Annotated in this window: 12 protein-coding genes; 7 read left to right on the forward strand and 5 right to left on the reverse strand. The window is 63.1% G+C overall.

Going from position 1 to position 22,242, the window contains the following annotated elements; genetic code table 11:
- Positions 1-44: 44 nt before the first annotated feature.
- Positions 45-224: a CsbD family protein gene (locus tag G4D77_RS01415; RefSeq protein WP_016446836.1), complete on the reverse strand. Its 180-nt coding sequence runs from the start codon at positions 222-224 to the stop codon at positions 45-47.
- Between the two features lie 132 nt (positions 225-356).
- Complete coding sequence (locus tag G4D77_RS01420; protein ID WP_232356999.1) at positions 357-659, reverse strand: Arc family DNA-binding protein; 303 nt, start codon at positions 657-659, stop codon at positions 357-359.
- 228 nt (positions 660-887) lie between these two features.
- On the opposite strand from G4D77_RS01420, the gene G4D77_RS01425 reads away from it, so the two are divergent.
- The gene (locus G4D77_RS01425; RefSeq protein ID WP_016446834.1) at positions 888-1,280 is read left to right on the forward strand and encodes a hypothetical protein; all 393 of its coding nucleotides are present in this window, start codon (positions 888-890) and stop codon (positions 1,278-1,280) included.
- Between the two features lie 24 nt (positions 1,281-1,304).
- On the opposite strand, the gene G4D77_RS01430 is transcribed toward G4D77_RS01425, so the two are convergent.
- Together G4D77_RS01430 and G4D77_RS01435 are read right to left on the reverse strand one after the other, a co-directional pair.
- Complete coding sequence (locus G4D77_RS01430) at positions 1,305-2,606, reverse strand: UDP-N-acetylglucosamine 1-carboxyvinyltransferase (RefSeq protein WP_047218176.1); 1,302 nt, start codon at positions 2,604-2,606, stop codon at positions 1,305-1,307.
- A 137-nt stretch (positions 2,607-2,743) separates the two neighbouring features.
- Positions 2,744-3,223, reverse strand: coding sequence for a GNAT family N-acetyltransferase (locus tag G4D77_RS01435; protein WP_016446832.1), 480 nt, complete (start codon positions 3,221-3,223; stop codon positions 2,744-2,746).
- A gap of 266 nt (positions 3,224-3,489) precedes the next feature.
- Here G4D77_RS01435 and G4D77_RS01440 point away from each other — a divergent pair, with 266 nt between their 5' ends.
- From G4D77_RS01440 to G4D77_RS01470, 6 genes are all read left to right on the forward strand, one after another.
- Complete coding sequence (locus tag G4D77_RS01440) at positions 3,490-3,675, forward strand: hypothetical protein (protein ID WP_017405224.1); 186 nt, start codon at positions 3,490-3,492, stop codon at positions 3,673-3,675.
- A 296-nt stretch (positions 3,676-3,971) separates the two neighbouring features.
- On the forward strand, positions 3,972-5,045 hold the full coding sequence (locus tag G4D77_RS01445) for a linear amide C-N hydrolase (protein WP_154834430.1): 1,074 nt from the start codon (positions 3,972-3,974) through the stop codon (positions 5,043-5,045).
- Positions 5,046-5,308: 263 nt separating this feature from the next.
- Positions 5,309-5,728, forward strand: coding sequence for a hypothetical protein (locus G4D77_RS01450; RefSeq protein ID WP_154834431.1), 420 nt, complete (start codon positions 5,309-5,311; stop codon positions 5,726-5,728).
- A 122-nt stretch (positions 5,729-5,850) separates the two neighbouring features.
- Entirely contained in the window at positions 5,851-6,120 is a 270-nt protein-coding gene (locus G4D77_RS01455; RefSeq protein WP_227740759.1) for a site-specific integrase, read from the forward strand.
- Between the two features lie 1,100 nt (positions 6,121-7,220).
- Entirely contained in the window at positions 7,221-8,435 is a 1,215-nt protein-coding gene (locus tag G4D77_RS01465) for an ImmA/IrrE family metallo-endopeptidase (protein WP_250134249.1), read from the forward strand.
- A 1-nt stretch (position 8,436) separates the two neighbouring features.
- Positions 8,437-9,576 carry a beta family protein gene (locus G4D77_RS01470; RefSeq protein WP_213757846.1) on the forward strand — a complete coding sequence of 380 codons (1,140 nt, stop codon included), beginning with the start codon at positions 8,437-8,439 and terminating at the stop codon, positions 9,574-9,576.
- A 220-nt stretch (positions 9,577-9,796) separates the two neighbouring features.
- On the opposite strand, the gene G4D77_RS30765 is transcribed toward G4D77_RS01470, so the two are convergent.
- The gene (locus G4D77_RS30765; RefSeq protein WP_250134250.1) at positions 9,797-22,135 is read right to left on the reverse strand and encodes an LPD38 domain-containing protein; all 12,339 of its coding nucleotides are present in this window, start codon (positions 22,133-22,135) and stop codon (positions 9,797-9,799) included.
- Positions 22,136-22,242 lie beyond the last annotated feature (107 nt).

A 22,242-nucleotide genomic window follows, 5' to 3' on the forward strand; every position in this document is an offset into this window, starting at 1 on the left:
CAGGCAGTGGCGGGCTTGTTCGTCATCAAGGCAGCGTGGGCGCCTTACTTTTTCGCATCCTTCAGGGCTTCCTTCACATCGCCCAGCTTTTTCTGAGCCGTGCCTTCGACCTGCTTGGCAATGCCCTTGGCCTGCTGTTCGGGGCTGTCGATCAACTCGCCAGCCTTTTGCTGCACCTTGCCTGCGGCATCCTTGAGCGTGCCCTTGATCTGATCCGTGTTCATAGCTGCGTCCTTTGCTGCAAGAGCTTCTAAAAAAGGGATGGATCCTTGCAGACCCGACGCAACGATAAGCGCGCCCCGCAAGGACAGCCGCCAGCGCTCGGCAACGATGAGCGTGGTCTCAGGCCTACAGCCTCATCTCTTCCCCGGAGCGCGGCCTGCCGCCATGCCTGTTTCGGAGCGCAGGCGTTTCAGTGCCTCGTCCACCACCGCTTCCTTGTGCGCCTCGAACAGGCCTGCCGCAGCGTCCTTGTGCTCTTGCAGCAACTGGCACAGGCGCGAAATTTCCTCTCTCAATCCCGCCGCACCCTGCTCGACCCCGGCCTGGTCGGCATCGCCGGCTTCGTCCAATTCGAAGCTGCGCCGTATGCGCGCAACGATTTCTGCATTCATGGAACGGTGGCCGGCCTTTGCCGCTTCCGAGATGCGATCACGCATGCCATCCGGAAAACGGACGATGAAGCGCTCCTGGGTTTCGCTGGGAAAGGGTTTGCGTTGCATTGCGCGATGGTACCTGCCGGATGCAAATTCAGATTCATGCCTAGTTGACATGATTCCAAGTTGGCATAAAACTCGAAACGACCCGCCCGGGGGCTGTGCAAGCCCACATCCACGCCCTCGAACCACCAGCCCTGAATCCAGGACACATTGCGCAAGGACAGAACCATGCCGGACACAGACATGCCAGCCTCCGTGCATCCTGCGCAGGCCGTCGCCAGCCCGCCCGACCCGGAGACCCTGGCAACAGACGCGCTATGCCACATCAGCGCAGCGCTGAGCGTGCTGGAAATGCATGTGGAAAGGTCCAGCCGCGCCATGGTGATCGGTGTCCGCGACCTGCTGCGCGGCTATCACCTCAAGGCGGACCGCGCCGCTGCCGAGCAACCGGTGGAGGCCCTGGCCAGCAGCGTGCTGCCACAGATGTCCGCCGACCTTCAGGGCCTGCTGGAAATCATTGACCGCGTGAACGACGACGAGACGGACGACCCCATCCTCTATGCCGTGAGCTACCTGCTCAGGGCGGCCAAGAGATTCTCGGATGCGGCGCCGCAGGCCTAGCAGCCTGCGCATCGCCGCTTTCCATCACTCCTCGTTGGTCCACTCCACCCGAGCGCCCAGACTGCGCAGGTTCTCCACGAAGTGCGGATGCGCCCGGCGGATCGGCGTGGCGTTGCGGATCTCCGAGCGGCCCTCGATGCTGCTGGCGACCATGAACAGCGCAATCGCCACGCGGATGATGTAGGGGCTCTCCACCACGGCCGGCGTCAGCGGATTGCCGCCGAAGGTGACCACACGATGCGGGTCCGAAGAAAACACATGGGCACCGAACTTGGACAGCTCGCCCGTCCAGCCCAACGCGCCGTCGTAGATCTTGTTCCAGAACAGCGCATTGCCCTGCGCATGCACACCCAGCGCAATGAAGATGGGCAGCAGATCCACCGGAAAGTACGGCCACGGCGCAGCCTCGACCTTGGTGAGCACATTGCTGGTGAACGGCGTCTGCACCTTCAGCGGCCCCGAGCGCAGCGCGCGTGACCAGCCGTTCTTGTGCTCCACCTGCACGCCAAACTTGGCGAAGGTGCGGTCGATCAGCGGAAAGTTGTCCGGCGTGCTGTTGCGCACCTCCACATCGCCGCCCGTGATCGCGCCCAGCGCGAGAAAGGTGGTGATCTCGTGGAAGTCTTCCTCGAAGGTGAACTCGCCGCCGCTCAGCGGCGCGCCGCCACGCACCGTCAGCCGCGAGGTGCCGATGCCGTCGATGTCGGCGCCCATCATCACCATGAAGCGGCAGAACTCCTGCACATGCGGCTCGCAGGCCGCATTGGTCAGCATGGACTCGCCCTGCGCGGCCACTGCGCACAGCACGAAGTTCTCTGTCGCCGTGACGGAGGCGTAGTCCAGCCAGTGGCGCACGGCCTTGAGCGGCTGTGCGCTGTGGATCAGCAGCGAGCCGCTGGCGCGCTCCACCTCACCTCCGAAGGAGCGGAAGATGTCCACGTGCGGATCGATCTCACGCACGCCCAGCGTGCAGCCCTTGACGTTGTCCTCCAGCCGCGCCACGCCAAAGCGCGCCAGCAGCGGCGGCACCAGCATGATGGAAGAGCGCATCTCCTCCGGCAGGCGATGCGACGATGCATCAAAGCGCGTATCGCGATGATGCAACTGCAGCGTGCGTGTGGTTTCGTCCAGCTGCACCTCGCTGCCCAGCGTGCGGAAGATGTCCAGGATCTTGCGCACATCGGTGATGTCCGGCACGCCATACAGCCGCAGCGGCTGATCGGTCAATAGCGTGGCGCACAGGATCGGCAACACGGCATTCTTGTTGGCGGAAGGAACGACGCGGCCGCGCAAGGGCGTGCCGCCGTGGACGATGAGATTGGACATGGGGGTGCAGCGCAAGCAGCGAAAGGACAACGCGTGATTCTAGGGTTGCCAAGCCCCCCCGGCGGACCTGCATCGGCTGCGCGCACCCGCTGTTTCAACAGGTTTCTTCTCTGGATCGCCAACCCGACAACAAAGCGTCAGGCTCTGCCCTGGAGTTCGTGCCCGTAGACGATGAAGCCACGATGCTCGGCCACCTGGTCATACAGCGCACGGCCCGCTTCGTTGGAAGACTGCGTCTGCCAGTAGACACGGCGCGCTCCCGCCAGGGATGCCTGCTCGTAGACCGCGCGGATGAGCGACTTGCCTATGCCCTGCTTGCGCCGGCGTGCATCGGCAAACAGATCCTGCAAATAGCACACGGGCTCCAGCCGCGTGGTGCTGCGGTGGAACAGGTAGTGCGCCAGGCCCACCAGCTCACCCTCGCTCTCTGCCACCAGCGCAAACACCGGCTCCAGCGGATTGAGAAAGCGCTCCCAGGTCGCCTGCGTGATGTCCTCGGGCAGCGCCGTCTCGCCAGCGCGCCCGTAAAAGGCGTTGTAGCCCTGCCAAAGAGGAAGCCATTGCTGATGGTCCGCCTGTGCAACGGGCCGGATCTGAAGCGTGGGAACGGAGGACATGGAACTCCTGGCAAATGAGATGGGGATCCCGAATTCTAGGGACTGCCAGCCGCCGCAAAGCCGTTGCCGACGCGCTGCTCACACCTGTGAAGACCTGCGGACAGGCCGCACAGCGCGTGCGCAAAACACATACGCAGCGTACAGACCCGGCCTACATGCGGCCACAAACTTGACCCGCACGGAAACGCCGCGAAACCAATTGAAATAGATCCCGTCAGAGTCCGCGCTCCCCAAAGGCTTCCGAAATCACATGACGGAGATACAAGATGCATCGAGTCGTTCCCACAGAAAGCTTCAACCCGGACCCGGATGCCCGCTACCACCGCAGCCTGCTGGAAGCCTTTCCCGTGCGCGGCGGCCAGCAGCTGTTGCTGCTGCGCATGGAGCCACGGCCTCTGCTGGAACGCCTTTCAATGCTCGGGCTGCGCATTCTGAACCGCATCCGCAATTGAACTGGCAAGAACCACCAAACACTCCCGAGAGCTGCACGATGCGCCACCTCTTCCTCGTCTTCCTGTGGTCTGCAATCTGCGCCATCTCCTTTGCGGTGGCGATGCTGGCCAGCCCCATGTTCAGCCACGCCATCTGACAGCGGTGCCCTCTGCACCCGCATGCGCGCAGGCCCATGCGCGGCATCTCCAATGACCGCCAGTTTGCCGGCCCGCCTTTTCACAAGGCGGCCATTTCTGACCTGGGTACGAATGACGCACTACACTGCGCCAGTCCATTTGCCTGCAAAGGAGTTGCCATGAAGAAACGCAGACTGCAGATTCACCCCGTAGTGGGCGCATTGCTGATGGGAATTGCCGGCCTTACGGCCCTGCCCAGCACCTGGGCCTGCACCCGCCTTGTCTTTCTTGGTGCGAATGGCCAGGTCGTCACCGCGCGCTCCATGGATTGGAAAAGCGACATCGTCAGCAATCTCTGGGTGCTCCCGCGTGGAATGGAGCGCTCAGGCAAGGCAGGCCCCAACTCGTTGCGCTGGACGTCCAAATACGGAAGCGTCATCACCTCGGGCTATGACGTCTCCACCACCGATGGAGTCAATGAAGCCGGCCTCAACGCCAACCTGCTCTGGCTGGTGGAGTCCCAATACCCGGCCTTCGGTGCGGGCAGCAAGCCTGGCCTGACCATTGCAGCCTGGGCGCAATACGTGCTGGACAACTTCGCCACCGTCCAGGAAGCCGTTGCGGCGCTGGAGAAAGAACCTTTCACCATCGTCTCCGACAACGTTCCCGGAGAGAACCGGCTGACGACGCTGCATCTCTCGATGTCCGACGCCAGCGGCGACAGTGCCATCGTCGAGTACATCAATGGCCGGCAGGTGATACATCACGGCCGGCAATACCAGGTCATGACCAATTCACCGACGTTTGATCAGCAGTTGGCTCTCAACACCTATTGGCAGCAAGTGGGCGGCACCACCATGCTGCCCGGCACCAATCGCGCCGCCGATCGATTTGCCCGCGCATCCTTCTACGTCAACGCCATCCCCAAAAGTCAGGACCCCAACAAGGCGCTGGCCAGCGTCTTCAGCGTGATCCGCAACGCCTCGGTGCCCTACGGCCTGAATACGCCCGAGGAACCCAATATCTCGTCAACCCGCTGGAGAACCGTTTTCGACCACCAGCGCAAGCTCTACTTCTTCGAATCAGCGTTGACGCCAAATACCTTCTGGATAAACCTCAAGGCACTCGACTTCAGCCAGAAAACCGGCAAGGTTCTCAAGCTGGATCTGGGCCCAGACCAGAACCACACCTTCTCGGGCGATGCCACGCGGCAGTTTCAGGAATCAGTACCGTTTCAATTTCTAGGCATCTAGGGAAGAGGAAAAATGCGACCAGAAACACCAAATCAACAACGGCCGCTGGCGGCCCCCAACTTTGCACGGTGCCTGCAGGCATCACAACCATGACCGTTACCGTCATCGGCGGGGGCGGCGCGACGGGAGGGCCCGTCAGGGCAGGCCTCGGCACTGATCGGAGTTCTTCCTGCAAACCGCGCCCGTCGGGTGCGCCCAAGCGGAAAATCATCTGGTAGCCTGCATGCAAGCGAGGCGATCAGTGCCTCTTAGAAAGGATCAGCATGCTTTCCAGAATTTGCGCAGCTGCATTTTTCGCTGCCCTCACGCTTGTACAAATGCCGGCAATCGCCCAGGCGGACGTTCCGTCCACTGCGGTGACCTTCAAGAAAGGCACGTCGGGCGCGACTGTCCAAGGCAAGCTCCAAGGCAACAAGGAGCAGGCGCGCGACTACATAGTGCGTGCGGTTGCCGGGCAGAAGATGACCGTGCACATGGAGACGAAATCCACCTCCACCTACTTCAACGTGCTGCCGCCCGGCAGCGAGGAAGCGCTGTACCGGGGCGAGGTGGCAGACGGCCCCACATGGACCGGTGCATTGCCCGCCAGCGGTGACTACCGTGTGCGTGTCTTCCTCAACCGCGCAGCCGCCCGCCAGGGCAAGTCTTCGGCGTACGCGCTCAAGATTTCCGTAGTGGATTGACGTAGCGCGGCGTCAAGACGATCCACAACCTGCTCGTCCCGCAGACACGCGCAACACATGCTCGGCTTGTTTGAATCCTGCTCGGCCAGCTCAACGAAGCCGGCCAGCCTCTGACCAAGAACATGCTCCGCGACCGCTTCGACGCCGCTCGGGATGCCGCCGGCATTCCCAAGGCGCAGTTCCAGCCTCGGGGCCTGCGCGCCACGGCCGCCACCACGTTGGATGACGACGGCGGGATACGGCTGGAGCACACGACGGAGCGCATGACCGCCCAGTACATCCGCCACAAGGTCGGCAAGAAGGTGAAGCCCGTTCGGCGAATTGCGGAACACGCCCAGAGTTGCGGAACGCGGCCTGGAAATTTCGGCCCCATCTTGCTACTTCTTCGATAGCAAAGAAAAAAGGCCTCGTATTGCTACGAGGCCTCGTGTTCTTTGGTGGGTCCTGCGAGATTCGAACTCGCGACCAACGGATTAAAAGTCCGATCCCCCGAAATAGGCACAAGAGAAAACACCTTTTACATCAACAACTTGCAGCGATGGCCGCCCACCGAGTGTTTTTAAGATCATGCCTTTTCCACCCTATTTCAGCGTACTTCGGGCAGGTTTTGGTCATGGTATGTGAGCCGAGGCTACAGCGGCAGTCATGCGACCGTTCACTCACTGCACACGCCTACCAGTATCTACGAGCTGGCAGTCTGGCCTGATCCTTCAGCGGACATCACAGATCGGCCAAGAGGGAACAGTCCCGGACTGGCTTGATCGCCAGCTTCAGGCTGATCTGAGCTACTCACAGTGCGGCACTCAGATGGCAGCAATAGCCAAGCACCAGCCGTTGACCGTAGCCCGTCCTTAGCGACCTGCGAGGTTAGGTTCCACGCCTGCCCCCTGCGATTGACGACAAGGAGCCCAATGCTCGCCCAGCTCCAATCACACTCACATAAGTGGATCAGCACAGGTTGGCGCAGCTCCTTCCTGGTACCAGCAGCGTTTCAGTCACGAAGACACATGTGGCTCGCGATACAAGATATACGTCGCGACCCACGCGGTGCTCGGTCAAGAAGAGCTTGCGACTCTACTGCGTGCTTTTTTACCCTCCGCCAACGGGCCAACTTGACGAAACATGACGAAACACAAAACTATCAAAATCTCCAAGACAATAGTATTTTATGATGAGTTCCCAAATCGGTATCCGTGAGATGTGGTACATTGTTCCCAAAAGGGGAACAGAAGCATCATGAGACTGATTGGACGCCACAAGTTAAACCATTCTTCACCTGACGCGTGTCGTTGGCTGAGGGGGTGGGCGTCGGAAGTATCTTCTGCCCACTGGAAAGGTCCAGAAGACGTGATTTTTCAATTCCCTAGAGCAATGTGTATAAAGCCAGGTTTTTTTGTATTTTCTGTAGCAGATCTTAATTTATCGCTTGAGCTGAACATTGTTTTTCCCCAAGGAATCGCCTGCGTAATAGATCTACGTGAGAATAATGCAAATGGAAGCTAAAATAATTAGAACCGAAGATCAATACCATCAGTATCTGGCCGAAATACAGATGCTGATGGCGAATGCCCCCTCTCTCGGCACTATCGATAGCGATAGGCTAGAGCTTCTGAGTGTTCTTATTGAATCGTACGAACGGAATAAATACCCCGTCGAATTACCAGATCCAATTGATGCAATATTATTCAGAATGAGAGAGAAAGGGTTGCGTCAAACAGACTTAGTTCAATACCTGGGAACTAAAAGTAGAGTTTCAGAAATTCTGTCGCGAAAAAGATCTCTTACCGTTCAAATGATTAGAGATCTATCTGTTGGATTAGGAATTTCCACAGAGACTTTGGTTGGAATTAACTCCAGCACTGCTGAAGAGATAAAAAGTGACATGGAATGGGAGAAATTCCCATTAAAGGAAATTAACCAGCGCGGCTGGCTTAATTCAGCAATGAAGAAGGGAGCAGATAGTGTTGAAAAAGCCGTCAAGGGATTTATTGAAGAAGCCGGCTTAAATTTCGGGGCTGCTGCATTTAGACGAAGAATATCTGGAGAGGCAACAACGCCCACTACAAAATATTCTTTATATGCATGGCTTGCCAGGGCTGTTATTCTAGCTAGAAGACGAAAGGTTTCCCTTGGCCCATTTAGCAAAGATCAACTTTCGGCTGATTTTTTAAGGGATGTCGCTCAATTAAGCTGGTTTGATAAGGGGCCTCTTCTAGCTATAGAGTATTTGGAGAAGCATGGGATTGCAGTAGTAATAGAGGATCATTTGAAAGGAACACACCTTGATGGTGCTGCTTTACTTGATTCCGATGGAACTCCAATTATTGCAATAACGCTGCGACATGATCGTTTAGATAATTTTTGGTTTACGTTGCTGCATGAGTTGGCTCATATATGGAAGCACGTTGGTGTTGACGAGGCTTTTTTGGATGACTTAGACTCCGAATCAGAAGATAAAAGGGAGGCTGAAGCAAACAGATTGGCACGCGAAGCATTCATACCTCGCGCTCTATGGAGGCGGAGTAATGCATTCATATCGCCAAACCGCCAGAATATTGAGCAACTAGCTAAGGAGCTTCGCATACACCCCGCGATAATTGCCGGAAGAATTCGACGAGAAAGCGGAAACTATTCCTTGTTCTCAGAACTTGTTGGAAGAGACGAAGTCAGAAATCTATTACGCGATTTAAAAACATGCGAGGTATAATATGAAATTGCAATATGTCCCTTTATTGAAGGCTCTGGACGCCGAAAAAATAGCTTTAGAAAATATCGAACCAGCAATACGGCGCCGCATTATTCCCTTGTTCGATATTCCGAGGGTTCCTTCAGGTGATGGTGCACCAAAGTATCTCTATGAATTTGGAACTCCCGCCAAAACGATGATTGATTATGCAATCTCGAGAATTGCATCTGTCAGCTCTGGACTCATGGCCATGGTTGACTCCTATCATTGGTTAGGCAATGCAAATATAGAAACGGGGGAACACGTTTTCAGCTATTTGATTAATCAACTTACAGCAAAAGGCGTGATTGCCATTCCGGTAATTGGTTATGATCGCTGGGAAGATGCAACTTATAGAGCCGCCACACGCCTCTTTAATTACACTAGATTTCCCCTAACTTGCCTGAGGCTGGACTATTCAGCAATAGAGGACTCTCTTGAGCCAGACCTTCTTCAGGAAAACATAGAATCTATTCTTGATGATCTAGAGCTACACCCGTCCAAATGCTGCATACTTATTGATTTTGGCGATGTCTATTCCAAAAAAGTTTCTGAGATCCATGATGAAATAGCGCGTGTAATTAATGTGCTTGAAATAATGAATTTCAAGTTTTTCATTACGGCGGCGTGCAGCTTACCTGCCACAGTCGATAAAGCCATCCAAACCACAGACACAGAAGGTCAATTCCGGCGCAAAGAAATGGCGGCTTGGAAAATGATTTCAAAATCAGCGGTTGGACGTCGGAATAAAATAATATATGGAGACTATGCTATTCGAGGCCCTCAAAGCAATGAAGGCGTAAGAAACAAGCACTCAAATGGTAAAATACGGTATACCATCGACGAGCATTTTTTCATAGCGCGTGGACACTCCGTTTCCCTGGGGGATAAGTTCGGTCAATTTTATAAATTGGCTGAAAGAGTGATTTCATCCATTTACTACAAAGATCCAAACTACAGCTGGGGGGACAAGCAAATTGTCAATGCTGTCGCAGGCCTCACACCTAAAACACACGCCTTCTGGATATCTGTAGATACCAATCATCACATTACATATGTGATAGAAGAAAATTTGCAGTTCTCAATAGACAACTCTATTAATAGCAACGTAGTGGCTCTCTGAAGTTTCTAGTGTATTGTTTCTATAGATGAAATTCATCACTAATGCTGGCAGCGCGCAGTTTCATTGGGCAGCTGCCAGCCTTGTTGCACGAGTGACGACTATGTGGCTCTGACATATAGAAAGTCGAGCCGCCTTAGATTTCATCAATACCATCTTACCGTGCGACTGAACATCTAATGGTCAGCTGCAGTTGCACTCCAGTAGAGCCCTGCTGCCTGCATCACAGTCCCCGTAAATTTCCAAGCACGTCCTCAACCCCCTGGTTCAACTGCCGCATTGACAGCTCAATTTCCAGATTGATGGCCTTGACCTGGTCCCGTTTGTCCGGGGCATCGCTCACCTGGATGCGCCGGCGCGCCTTCACCAGATTGGATATGTGCCTGTCCACCAGGCCCGCAGCCCCATCTAGCTGGGCCAGCGGCACATCCAGCAGCACCGCATCTGCCTCCTCTCCTCGTTCCACCCGCCCCTTCGCCTCGGCCATGCTCAGATTGATGCGCTTGACGTTCTCGTAGTAGCCAGCGCTCTGCCCGTTCACGCCGCGCGAGTTGCCATAGACCCGGCCGACCAGCACGAGCTGGTGCGCGGCCAAGTCCTCCCCCGTCCAGGCCGCTGTCGCCATGCCGACGACCTTCGAAGCCTCCCGACCCACGCCCCCTGTGACCTGCCCGAACAGGTACTCGATGGCCTCGGGCGTGGGGCTGAACTCGCCCGGCCGCCACTCGTTGCCGCCAGAAGCCGCGTTGGCAAGGCGAGCCGCAGCCCTGTAGGGCCAGGCCGTCGCGTCCTTCGCTCGGGCGTCACCCGGTGTGGGGGTCTTCGAGTCGCGGTCTTCCCGGTAGATCTCCCGGCCCGTCCAGTCCTTGTTTTGCCACAGCTCCACCGTGGGATCGAGCCAGGTGGGGGACACCAACTGCCCCAGGTTTGAAGAGCCGCCCAGCGGGTTGTAGGCATCCATGGCCAGCACGGCCATGTCCAGGACGTGACCCATTCGGCTTTTTGTCGGGTCGTCGTGCACGGCCATCTCCACGATAGTGCGCCCGACGTTGGGGAACACATGGAACCCCAACGGCAGAGGGATGGCCACATAGTCCTGCCGGCCGAGCGGAATGATGATGGACCGCTCTTTCACAAAGTCCGGGATCTTCTTCCATTCGTCGTCTGCACCATCCCCCCCGCCCATCATCAGGTAGCCGGCCATGGCCGACACCATGCCCAGGGCCACCCCTCCCATCATGATCCTGCGGCCAGCCGGCCCCGCCAGCGTCTCCAGCATGCGCTTGTTGCCCTGGATTGCCGCATTCAGAAAAGCGAAGTGCGCGCCGGCCACAGGCATGTTCCGGCCCTTGCGGTTGAAGTTCACCGTGATGTTCTTGGCGATGCTCGCGGCCTCCTGGCGGCTGATGCCCTGGTCCAGGGCCGCCTTGTAGACGCCAAGGCGCGTCGTGGCTTCCAGGGTTTCATTGAAGTCCGACAGCCAGTTCAGCAGCGCGCGGCCGCTGCCGATCACCTTGCCCTCGCCCACTTGGTCCAGCGCTTTCTGCAGTGCCTTGGCGCGGTCCTTGGGATCGGCGTGCAGGTCACGGTATCCGGTGGTGCCACCGTCCAGCTGCAGCTGCTCCCACAGCTTGGCCCATTCGCTCGTGCCGGCGCCTTCCTCCCGGCGCTCGCGGCGCAGGTCCTTGTAAATGGCGCGGATGTTGCGCCGGATATTGCGGAACACCTCGGCCTGCTTGCCGGCCAGCGGCGTGATGGACAGCTGCAGCATGGCCCCCTGCAGGTCGCGCGTCAGGTTCATGACGCCAAACACCGGGTTGTACTGTGTGTTCACGGACGCGAACCAGCGCGTGATCCAGGCCACGCCCCGCGTGAATCGGTCCAACTCCATGGCGTCCAAGTTCTTCATGGCCACGGCCAGGCGCACGGCCTTCTCGTTGCGCTCGTTGAAGACGATGTACTGGTCTTTGCCGCCGATGCGCACCGACACGACATTGGCGCGCAGCTTGGCCGCATGGTCCACCATCGTGCGCACCAGGCCGGTATCGGGGTCCAGCGCCTTTTTCTTGGGCAGCTCCAGGCTCCACAGGTCTTTGTCCGGGTTCTGGGCGGCCAGCAGGTACAGGCGCTTGACCACATTGTTCTTTTCGCCGCGCGTCAGCGCCGCCTCCCGTTGCATGACGATGTGGCTCAGGATGTTGGTCACGCGCTCGTTCGAGCCCGTGCGCTTCTTGGCCGCATCGCCCTTGGTGCTGAACCCCTGGCCGATGGGGTGGGCCTTGCTCTCCGGGTGGGCTTCGTCGCGGTGCAGGGGCACGTAGTGCTGATAGGTCTTGCGCCAGGCCGTCAGCGTGGCCTGGTCCATGAGCCCGTAGTTCTCCAGCGTCTGCAGCGTGCCCTCGCTCATCCGGTCCACGCGTGCAGCCAGCTCGTCCAGCACCTGGCGCTGCTCCGGGCTATAGCCGGCCATCACCGTCGCTGCCTCTGCATCGCTCATGCCCGACAGGGACAGGCGTTCCTCCTCTGTGCCGGCGAAGGCCTCCGCGCCGTCCCAGCGGTCCTTGTCGATGAGGGCCTGGCCCAGCGCCTTCTGCACCGGGCCGGTGGCCATGCCTCGGGCCTGGGCGCGCTGCAGCTGGCGGCGCAGATCTTCCACGGTCTTGCTGGCGGCCTCGCGCTGGGCCTGCAGCTGCTGGGCGCCCGGGTTGCGCTCGGCCATGACGCGGTTGGCCTCGGGCGCATGGCGGGCGTGCAGGAAGCGCTCCAGCTCCTCGATGGCCACGCCCGTGGCGTTCAGGCGCCGCAGCAGCGGCTGCACTTCGTCGCGCAGGAAGTTGGCCGTGCGCTTGGCCACGCGCTTGTGGTACAGCTCCTCGCCTCGGTAGGCGTCATTCGTCTCGCTGACCGTGCCGTTCAGGGCCTTGATGTGCTCCTGAATGCGCTTGAGGTCGATGAACTTGTCCTGCCAGGCGTAGAGGAAGTCATCGACGGAACGGTAGCCGGTAAGGTAGGCCACCTTGTCCTGCATGCGGCCGAGCAGGCCCTTGGACTGTACCGGCGTGGCCGCGCCGGCAGCGGGGCCGCGGCTGTAGAAAACCCGGCGGCTGCGGCTGGGGTCGGTTAGAACTTGTGCGTGCCGCTCAACAAACTCTCCCAGTAGGGAGCCTCGCTGCCCTCGACTGCCTTGGTCCTGGCCGCCCGCTCGGCGTAGAAGGGCACGCCAGACAGCCGCTCGCGCAACTGTTCGCCAGCCAGCTTCCGCTTCTGCCGGTCCGCTTCCAGCCACTTCACGTCTTGCTCGGATGGATTGTCCAACCAAGCCAGCCAGTTGCTGTCTTGATAGTTGCTTCCCGGAATGGGAAAGTCGGAACGATCCACTGTCTGCGTCATATTCGATTTGGCTGGAGGTTGGAAACGCATTATCCATTGCGCCCACACTGGCCGCAATCATGCGCTCCACATTGCCCACGTCATCCCCATAGACCCATCGCAGGCCGGGCACACCGTGACCGCCGCGCACCTGGTCGGGATGCGGCGCCAGGTGGCGCGTGGTGCCGAACTTCAGCGCGCTGGAAATCATCTGCTCCAGCCGGCGGCGCAGCGCGGTCTTGCTCAGGCCGTGCGGGTCGCCGATGAAGATGCTGTCCGTGTTGTGCGCGAAGGTCGAGGCGATGCTGTAGGCCATGGCGCCCGAGTCGCCCTGGTCCAGCCGCGACACGTCCAGCCACACGTCGGGCGTGGGCGGCACGTCCTCGGGGTTCACGCCAGGCCGGCCGGTGACGGCCTCCATGCCCTCGGCGGTATAGAGCATGTCGTAGACCTGCTCGCCGCCATAAGGGTTCGGTTGGCGCACCGACAGAATGGCCTTCTTGCCGCCCGACATGGTGAGCGTGTACTCCTGGCGCCCGGCGATGCTGACCGGCTTGCTGACGAGGATCTCGGGGTCGTGCTCGTGAGCGATGGCAGCAAGGTCCGTCAGCTCCGACTTGGGGAAGGTGAAAAGGTCGTCCAGCTCGGATAGCTCCAGCAACGCGCGGCGGCCCGCGCCGCTGTCCAGGCTGAACGCAGGCTTTGCCGCCGGCGCCGAGGCGGCAGCCAGGGCGCCACGCTCCACCCAGCGGCGCGCCGGCAGGATGAAGTCGCGGATGATCTCCGCGTCCGTCATGGCCAGGTCGCGCAGCGCGGGCACATGGGCGCGCAGCCAGGCGCGGATGGCGGCGACGGCGCGCCGGACAAAGCCGAGTTGAGGCCGTGTCTCGGCCATCTCGGCCAGCACCTCCTCCGCGGCGTAGCGCCGGCCCACCAGGTCGTCCAGCTCGCCATACTCCTGCAGCTTGGCGCGCACCTCGCGCGGGCGGGCCACGATGATCTGGTCCAGCACCGCGTCCAGCTTCTCGCCGAAGGCACCGCGCAGGCCGTGGTGGCCCAGCGCCTCGTGGTACAGCACGCGGGCCGCTTCCTCGGGCGTGGCCAGCTGACTGGCCACCAGGTAGACCTCCCCATCGAAGTAGAAGCCCTTGGGCACGCCCTCCGCTCCCTCGGCGGCCTGCAGCCGTTCCGTGTCGCGCGCCTCCTGGGGCACGCGCGGGTCTTGCAGGTCGAACACCACGTTGACACGCGGCGCATTGGCCCAGGCCTTGCGCACTTCGTCCACGACCTTCTGCGTGCGCGCCATGGGCGCCTGCTGCGCAGCACGGGCACCAGCTGGCACCGTGCTGCCAGCAATGCGCAGCAGTTCCTGCGCCAGGTCGGCCGTCATGGCCGGCGCCACGGCGCTCTCGCCGCGCCGGAAACCCACGTCCTCGCGCGCAAGGTGCTTGGCCCGAATGAAATACCCGCCGTCCTTCTTGAACGTGTAGGCGTCGTAGAGCATGGCCGTGTCGCGATCAATGCCCTGCACGACGATGCCCTGCAGAGGCTTGCCGCTCTTGGTCGTGTGCGTGACCAGCGGGCGGCCTTCGCGCGGCAGCTGGCCGCTCAGGGAGCCAGGCTCCCCCGTGGCCGGTTGGGCCGGCGCGGACTGGGCCTGTGGGGCGGCCGTGCTGGGCGCCGTGGCCGGCTGGGCGCCTGCAGGCGCTGGCCCAGCAGTTGCAGCTGCAGCTGCCTGCCGAGGCTTGGTGCGCGCGGGCAGGTCCAGGTGTTCCAGCCGCTCGAAAAGCTCCTCCACGCTGGCCGCATCGGTCAAATCGATCTGCCGGTGCGCGCGAGTGGGCTGCTCGCCCTTGGCCAGCTTGTCCAGCACCACCACGCGCGTCATGACGCCGGCCGCCGCGCGGCTGAACGTGGACGCCGGCAGCAGCACGTCGGCCGCACGGTGCAGCTCGGGCTTTGTGTAAGGGCGCTCCCCGTCCTGGCCGGCCTTGTCCGCCCGCTCGTAGAGCCAGGCCTCCAGCTTCTTGTCGGCAGCTGGGCCCGCCGGAATAATGGCAACGACACGCCCGCCCTCGCGCAGATGGCTGTATGCCTTGGCCAGGTGGTCCACGGCCGTGCGGCCGGCGGTACCGAATGGCGGGTTCATGGCGATCACGTCGTACTTGTTGGCCGCTGCCAGGTCCTCGAAGCTGCCCGCCACGATGCGGTCGCTGTCGCGCACGTCGGCCAGGGCCAGGCGCGAGCGCAGCACGGGCGACGGCTCCACCATGGTCCGGCGCGAGTGCGTGGGCAGCCAGCGCGCGATAGCACCATGGCCGGCTGAAGGCTCGGCCGTGTCCTCGCCTTCGCGCACGTCGCCCCATTCCACCATCTTCAAGCCCAGCGGCTCGGGCGTGGCGAAGTAGTCCGCACCCTCGCGCGCCTTGGTCGCGCTGGTCTTCTTCTGCTGGGAGAAATACAGGCTCCGCGCACGGTCCCATTCCGAGATCACGTTGTTGCGGGCGCGGTCCATGTCCTTGCCACCCGTGCCCTCGCCCTCGTGGCCGGGTTCGTAGGTGTCGGCCTCTTCGAAGGCCTGCACGTAGGCGTCCTGCAGCGAGCGCGCCAGCTCGCCCAGGGCCAGGTTCTCGGCCGTGGCTGCGCGCGTGGCGATGGTCGAGGCAAAGGCCGTGCGCTCCCATGACGTGCCTGTGTTCAGGTAGCGCATGATGGCGTTGCTGATCTGGCCAGTGCGGTAGACGCGGCCCTCCTGCTGGATGGACTTCGTGGGCGAGGTCGGCAGGCCCAGGTTGATGAGCACGCGCTGGTGTTTGCCCGTGGTGTCGTGGCCGCTCCAGCCCTTGTCCTTGGCCGACTGCACGAGCATTACGCTCGGCCCGCGCCCGTCGTCGTTGAAGGCCTCGTATGCGGCCAGGTTGTCGCGGCGCTTCTCCCGGCCGTTCACCACCAGCAGCTCGGGGAACTCCTGGCGGAACACCTGCAGGGGCGACGGCAGTTTGTGCAGCTGAGCGCGCTCCAGGTCGCCGAACTGGCCCTGGAACTCGGCCAGCGCACTGGCCACGGCCGCCCGGTCCCCCGCGTCCACAAGGCCCAGATCCAGCGCGAAAGGGTTGACGCCGCCGCCCTTGATGTAGTCATGGAACACAACCACCTTGCGGCCCAGGGCCATGTGGGCACGCACGATGGGCACGGCCTCCGTGGCCTTGATGGCCTCCAGCAGGTAGCGGCGCGTCAGGTAGTCCACCTGCTTGTTCACCAGCTCTTCCAGCTTGGCGTGGCCGGTGCTGTCGCGCCGATGGTCTGCCAGCCAGGTGAAAGCCTCATCGATCCGGTTACCGATTGCGGAATCGAACAGAACGAACCGGCGGTCGTAGTCGGCCTTCACGTCCAGCAGGCGCGAGGACAGAACGCCGCGCCGCTTGAGCCAGGTGTTGAACTGGCGCTGCATCAGGCCCCGGTCCACGCCGACCTCGGGCTGCGTCAGCTTGTTGTAGCGCATCCGGTAGCCGAAGTGCTGCATGAAAAACTGCTCGCGGTTGCCGCCTTCGTTGTATCCCCGGAACTCCCGGGACTCGTCGCTGCGCCCGTCGTCGTAGTCAAACAGGTAACCATTGGCCCAGTCCACGTTCAGCTCGTAGGCGAACGGCGTGGCCGACAAGGCCAGCAGCTTGGTGCGGCGGCCGTCGCCACGCGCCGCGGCCACATCGTCGCGCACGGCCTGCAGGTCCGCCAGCAGCTTCTCGAAGGCGGCCCTGGCCCGTGCCTCAAGCCGCTCGGCCTGGTCGGTCTTGCCGGCTTCGCGCGCATCGTCGGCCTTCTGGCGCAGCTCCGCGGCGGCCTGCAGGTCGGCCGCATACAGCATCTGGTAGCGCGCATGGGCGCCGTCCGGATGCATGGTGATCGCCCGCAGCCGCGCGAGCGCGGCCGTGGGCGTGGCCTCCTGCGATGACATGAGGGTGTGGGCCTCGTCGGCCACCACAAGATCCCAGGCCCGGCCGGCCAGGGCGTCGTTCATGCCCAGGTTGGCGTATGTTGTCAGCGTCACGCCACGCCCGGCCACCGTCGAGTCGGGCAGTTGCTGGATGTCCAGGTCCAGCGCGCGGCCCGAGTGCATCCAGTCTGCACCGATCTTGTCATCGGGCACGACAACCAGGATGTTGTTTTTGCCGGCGTCCACGAAGCGCCGCACGGCGCCCAGGCCTGAGAAGGTCTTGCCGGTGCCTGTGCCATTGGTGAGCAGCATGCCCGGGCCGGCGGCAAAGGCGCGCTCCGTCTTCGCCACATCCTCCTGCTGGCCGGGCAGCAGCTGCGGCAGTGCCGCGCGCACGTTGGCCAGGTGCGCGGCCTCGCCCGCGCTGGGCGCAACCGCCGGATCTACTGCGCGTTCTGCGCTGCGTTCATCGCTGCTATCGCTTCGGTTTCGAGTCGCTGCGCGTGCTGTACGAGTGATCGCTGCAAGCTGGCCAGCTGTGACTGGTCGAGCCGGTACTCCATCGCTGCCAGCTCCAAGCACTCCCTGACTGTTGTCAGTTCCGGCAAGCTGCTGCGCAGCTGCGGCTGGTGCATCTCCTCGATGTACGCGCTGATCGCTTCGTTTTCCACGAACAGCGGCATCACCAGCCTGAACGCCAGAGTCGTCGGATCGTCCAGGCCCATCGCCTCGGCCGGTTTGTCCAGGTGCTTGCCGATCATCGCCGGCAGCGTCTCGGGGGTCGCCGCGAACAGCTCGCGCATCGGCGGAAACAGGGGCTGGCTCAGGGCGATGTCGTTCCAGATGGGCAGCGGTGTCTGATACATGGGGGATGTCCTTTTCGTTGGGGGTATTGTCGGGTGCCCGCGCCTGGCTGTCGCGCATGTCCTCGACGTAGCGCACCACATAGGGCTTCATGCGGCCGGCCGCCTCGGGGCCGAACTTGTCCACCACCATGCGCACCACGGCGCGCATGGCATCGCGCAGGTCGGTACCGGCGTCCTGCAGGTTGGCCACGGCTTGGGCAAACAGCGGTTTGGCCTTGGCGTAGGTCTGCTCGTCGAAGGACAGGCCGGAGCCGAGCTTGCCCGCGCCACCGAACAGCTCACCCAGCCCATCGATGGCGGCGGCCAGGCCCGCGCCGGCATTCTTGGCTGCGCTGGCCAGGGCCTCGCCTGGGCCGCGCTCGGGCTGCACCTGAGCGACCGGGCCGGCCTTCAAGGCACGGGCATCGGGATGCGTGCCGTGGGTGCGTTCGCGCAGACCTGGCACATCCACCCATGCATCGCCTTCCTTTTCCACAGGACGCACGGTGACGCTCCAGCGGCCATCCGCATCGGGCGCCGTGTACGAGACAACGCGGTCATGCGTGCCGTCTTGGCTTCGGACGATGTTGCCCGGCGTGAAATAAGCTGCGCGCTCGGCTTCCTGCGCGGCGGCCTTGCCGCGCGGCTTGGACTTGGCCGGGTCGGCCAGCTTCAGCAGGCGCTGAATCGGGAACTGCAGGCGGTCCTGGCCATCGACCTTGATGTGCCCGGCCTTCACGCGCACGGCGCCGGGGCCACCCTCAAATGTGTAGCCGCCATAGATGCCGGGGCGCACATCCCCGGGCGCCTTCGCGCCGAGCCAGCGCAGATAGTCCAGGGCCGCAGCCTGGGCGGCCTCCTGCGTCAAGGCCTTGCCGTGGGGCACCGAGTCACCGGAGCGCGGCGAGGCCTGGCGCTCCGTGACCACCTCGTCCAGCACTTCATCGAACATGGCTTCCAGATCGTGGCGCTGGGCCGGCTCGGCTTCGGCCGGCGCATCGAAGATGCCTTTTTGCCCGCTCAGGGAGTCGTTCGCATCCTGGCCCAGCTGGAAGTGCTCCGCGCTGGCAGCCTGGCGCTCGGCCACTTCCTTGCGCTCGCGCTCGGCCCGCGCCTGGGCTTCGGCCTGGGCATCCTCGCGCGCACGGCGCTGCTCGGCCTCCTGCTGCTCGGCCTGCTGGGCTTGGATTTCTTCGGGGGTGTAGCTGGAAAGCTCCAGCGCGGGCGCTACGGCGCCGCTGTCGGCGTCGGCTTCTTGCCCTGGGCGTTCTGCGCGATCTCCAGCAGCTGCTCGCCCTGCTCCGTCTGGCTCTTGTCGCCGTGCTTCTGGCCCTGCTGCATCAGCACGCTCCCCAGCAGCATCGCTGCCAGGGGGTTCTCGGCTGCCTTGCGGGGCTGGGGCTTGCTGGGATTCGGTGCTTGTGTCATTGGTCTGTTGTCGCTGTGGGACGGGTTGGCCGCTCAGTGCGGCAAGGATCGCGGCAGGGCCAACCTGCTCGCCGAACATATCACCGCTGGCCGATGTCGCCAAGGCTGCGCCCATGTATGCGCGCAGGGACTCCACCAGGCGGTCGCGGCCCACGGGCCGGGTCAGGTAGTGGCCGCTGTACAGCAGGCGCAGCATGCCCACGGTCAGGGCATCGGGCACGTCGCCCGTCAGCATGTCCACCTGCTGCACGGCATCGTGCAGGGCCGCGCGCTCGCGCCGGGCCTTCTGCACAAGGCGGATGGCCTGCAGCAGGTTCTCGGTCACGTCCACCTCGGCGTTGATGGCGCCGCGCTCGGCCGCAAGGCGCAGGTTGGCCCACTCGCCGGCCACGGCCTTGAGGGATTCGCCAATCGCGCGTATGTCGTTGTCCGTGCTGCCGAACAGCGATTCCACCAGGTCGCCGTCGCCGTAGGCCTTGTGCACGAGAGCGGCCTGCAGGCGGGTGACGCCGGCCGGCGAGAGCGCGCCGTTGGCGTCCATCATGCCGGCCACGTCCTGGCCATGCTCCTGCAGCTTGCCGATGAATGCCCGCGCGAAATCCCGGTTGGCCGCACTGTCCAGGGCTCCGCTGTCGAACACCTCCAGCACGCCGCCGTCCACGAGGGCCGCGTCCGTGGCGGCCTGCTCCGTGGCGGACAGGCCCAGGGCCTGGCTCTGGCTCTTGGCGCCCATGTTGACCTGGTTGTCCTTCTCGGAATACAGGCGCACCAGCACAGGGGCCTGCATGCCCTCGATGGCGGCCGGGTCGATGCCGTGCATGTCGCTGTCGGCGGCCAGTTCCTGCCGGTAGGCGTAGGCCGTGCCGCGCTCGTAGGCTGCGCGCAGGCCTGCCACACGGCCGTTGTTCAGGGCCTTCACGGTGCCCGGGTGCGCTGCGTCGAACAGCGGATTGACGGCGCCGTCCGCGAAGTTGGACGGCTGCACATCGGCTGCCTCCATCACGCCATAGCGGAACGGCACGCGCTGGCCATCGCTCATCACAGCCACGTCGGCCCGGCCCAGCGCCTGCACGGCGTCGGCCTGGTCGCCCACGGCGAACACCATGGGAGCGCCCGATTCAGGGCTGCGCGAGACGCCCAGCCGCAGGTAATCGGGGTTCTGGGCCATGCCCTGCATCTGCACCACGCTGGCAGGCCGGCTGCGGTCGCGGTTCTGGATCTCCTGCACAGGCGCGCCGGCGGCGCCAGTGCCTTCGGGGTTGGTGCCGGCGCGGCGCGTCTTCACGGCAGCCCATTCGTGCTGCAGCTGGTCCCAGATGGGCGTGCCCCGGCGCAGGGTGGCCACCTTCTCGCCGCGCTCGTGCACAAACTGGGGCCAGGTCTTGGACCGCACTGCACCCGGATCAAACGCCGGGGCCTGTTCGGCCGCCGCAGCTTCGGCGGCCACGGCCTGGGGCTCATCGCCCAGAGCTTCCAGCTCGTCCTCGCGCGCAGCGTCCTGCACCAGGCGCTGGGCCAGCGCTGCGCGCTCCTCCTGCTGCACAGGGTTCAGTCCCGTGGTGCTGTCGATCACCTCCAGCTCGGCCAGGCGCGTGGCCGCCGTGGTGCTGTCCATGGATTCGGGCGTGCCATCGGGCTGCTGCACGCGCTGCTGCTCCGTCTGCGGCGCAGCCGGCGCCGCGACAGGCGCCGAGGCCTGGGCGTCCTGCACGGGCGCAGCTGCGGCGCCGTCACCTGGGGAGGCGTCTGCGGTCGTGGCCACGTCCGTGACCGTCTTGCCTTCGGCGTCCTTGTAGGTCACGTCGATGACCGTGCTGCGACCGCCGGAGTCCGCCTGGCCGCCCCTACGATCCTTCACGCCGGCCACCACGCCCCGGGCAGCACCCGGAGCAGATCCGCCCAGCGCGCCCAGCACGAAGTTGGCGGCCGAGTCCTCGCCGATTTCCTTGCCGTGGGCAACGCTTTTGGTGCCCAGGTCCGAGGCCACGCCTTCGGCCAGCTCCTGCGTTCCCTCCTCCAGCGCCGAGATGCCCGCGCCGGCCGCCGTCTTGCCCAGCACCGAGCGGCCGGTCACGCGGGCCAGCAGCGGGTCCAGGCCACCCGTCACCAGCTTGCCGGTGAAGCGGTCGCCGAACGCGGCCACCGCGCCCTGCAGCAGCGCCGAGGCATCCTCGGCCTTGGCGCTGGTGATGCGCCGCGCCTCGTCGGGCTGCGCGCCGGCATCGATCATGCGGCGGTACAGCGGGCTGGTGTCCAGCAGCTGCTCGTGAGACTGCTTGGAGATGAACTCCCGGGCGTTCTCCACGCCCTCGCCTGCCGCCATGGCCCCGCCCACCGCGCCCGCCGCGCTCGGGCTGCGCGTGGCCAGCGCCGTGGCCACGACTGGGAACATGCTGCCGAACACATCAGCGCCCTGCATCAGGAAGCCGCGCACGGACGGGTCTTTGCCGAAATCGATCTCACCCTTGAGCAGGTTCCCCGTGATCTGGGAGTTGGCCACGGCGTCCTGTGTGGCCTGGCTGGTCGTGTCGTGGATGGCCTTCTGCGCATCGCGGCCAGCGCGGGCCAGCGCCTCGGCGCCCGGCAGGCGCACACCCACGGCCGCGCGCTCGGCCTGCAGCTCGCGGCGGTCGCGCTGCTGCTGCGTCATGGGGCCGTTGATGGCCTCGTCTGTGTCAATGCCTGGGATGAAAGCGCCGCCGGGCATGACCGTGGCAGGGTCACCGCCGGCGCCGCTGCGCACCGTAGCGCGCAGGCCCGACTGCGCCGCCTCGGGCATGGAGGCCACGCCGGAGAGTGCCGCGCCGCCCGCGCGCTTGAATACGTCGGTGATGGCATCCGCCACATAGCCGCCGATGCCCTGAGATTTTGGCTTCGGCCCCTCCTCTACCTTCGGTTGCTCGGCAAGCGGGGCCTGCTCCCACCAGCTTTCTTTTCCACTGTCGTTCGCCAGCGGCGCCTGTTCCCACCAATTTTGATCTGCCATGCATTGCTCCTTCGAGCTTCGCAGGCTGGCAGGCTTGGCACGCGCAAAGAGTCGTCGGCGAGAACCGGGTCGCACCAGCGCTTACACTCGCGGCCGGCCAGATGGTT

The organism is Delftia sp. WY8 (assembly GCF_018437695.1).
GTDB classification, from domain to species: Bacteria; Pseudomonadota; Gammaproteobacteria; order Burkholderiales; family Burkholderiaceae_C; genus Comamonas; species Comamonas tsuruhatensis.

What these genes read in the sequence shown, in the direction of transcription:
- G4D77_RS01420 (WP_232356999.1), bottom strand. Translation starts at nt 659, where the DNA reads ATGCGTGATCGCATCTCGGAAGCGGCAAAGGCCGGCCACCGTTCCATG.
- G4D77_RS01425 (WP_016446834.1), top strand. Translation starts at nt 888, where the DNA reads ATGCCGGACACAGACATGCCAGCCTCCGTGCATCCTGCGCAGGCCGTC.
- G4D77_RS01450 (WP_154834431.1), top strand. Translation starts at nt 5,309, where the DNA reads ATGCTTTCCAGAATTTGCGCAGCTGCATTTTTCGCTGCCCTCACGCTT.
- G4D77_RS01470 (WP_213757846.1), top strand. Translation starts at nt 8,437, where the DNA reads ATGAAATTGCAATATGTCCCTTTATTGAAGGCTCTGGACGCCGAAAAA.
- G4D77_RS01415 (WP_016446836.1), bottom strand. Translation starts at nt 224, where the DNA reads ATGAACACGGATCAGATCAAGGGCACGCTCAAGGATGCCGCAGGCAAG.
- G4D77_RS30765 (WP_250134250.1), bottom strand. Translation starts at nt 22,135, where the DNA reads ATGGCAGATCAAAATTGGTGGGAACAGGCGCCGCTGGCGAACGACAGT.
- G4D77_RS01465 (WP_250134249.1), top strand. Translation starts at nt 7,221, where the DNA reads ATGGAAGCTAAAATAATTAGAACCGAAGATCAATACCATCAGTATCTG.
- G4D77_RS01430 (WP_047218176.1), bottom strand. Translation starts at nt 2,606, where the DNA reads ATGTCCAATCTCATCGTCCACGGCGGCACGCCCTTGCGCGGCCGCGTC.
- G4D77_RS01440 (WP_017405224.1), top strand. Translation starts at nt 3,490, where the DNA reads ATGCATCGAGTCGTTCCCACAGAAAGCTTCAACCCGGACCCGGATGCC.
- G4D77_RS01435 (WP_016446832.1), bottom strand. Translation starts at nt 3,223, where the DNA reads ATGTCCTCCGTTCCCACGCTTCAGATCCGGCCCGTTGCACAGGCGGAC.
- G4D77_RS01445 (WP_154834430.1), top strand. Translation starts at nt 3,972, where the DNA reads ATGAAGAAACGCAGACTGCAGATTCACCCCGTAGTGGGCGCATTGCTG.
- G4D77_RS01455 (WP_227740759.1), top strand. Translation starts at nt 5,851, where the DNA reads ATGCTCCGCGACCGCTTCGACGCCGCTCGGGATGCCGCCGGCATTCCC.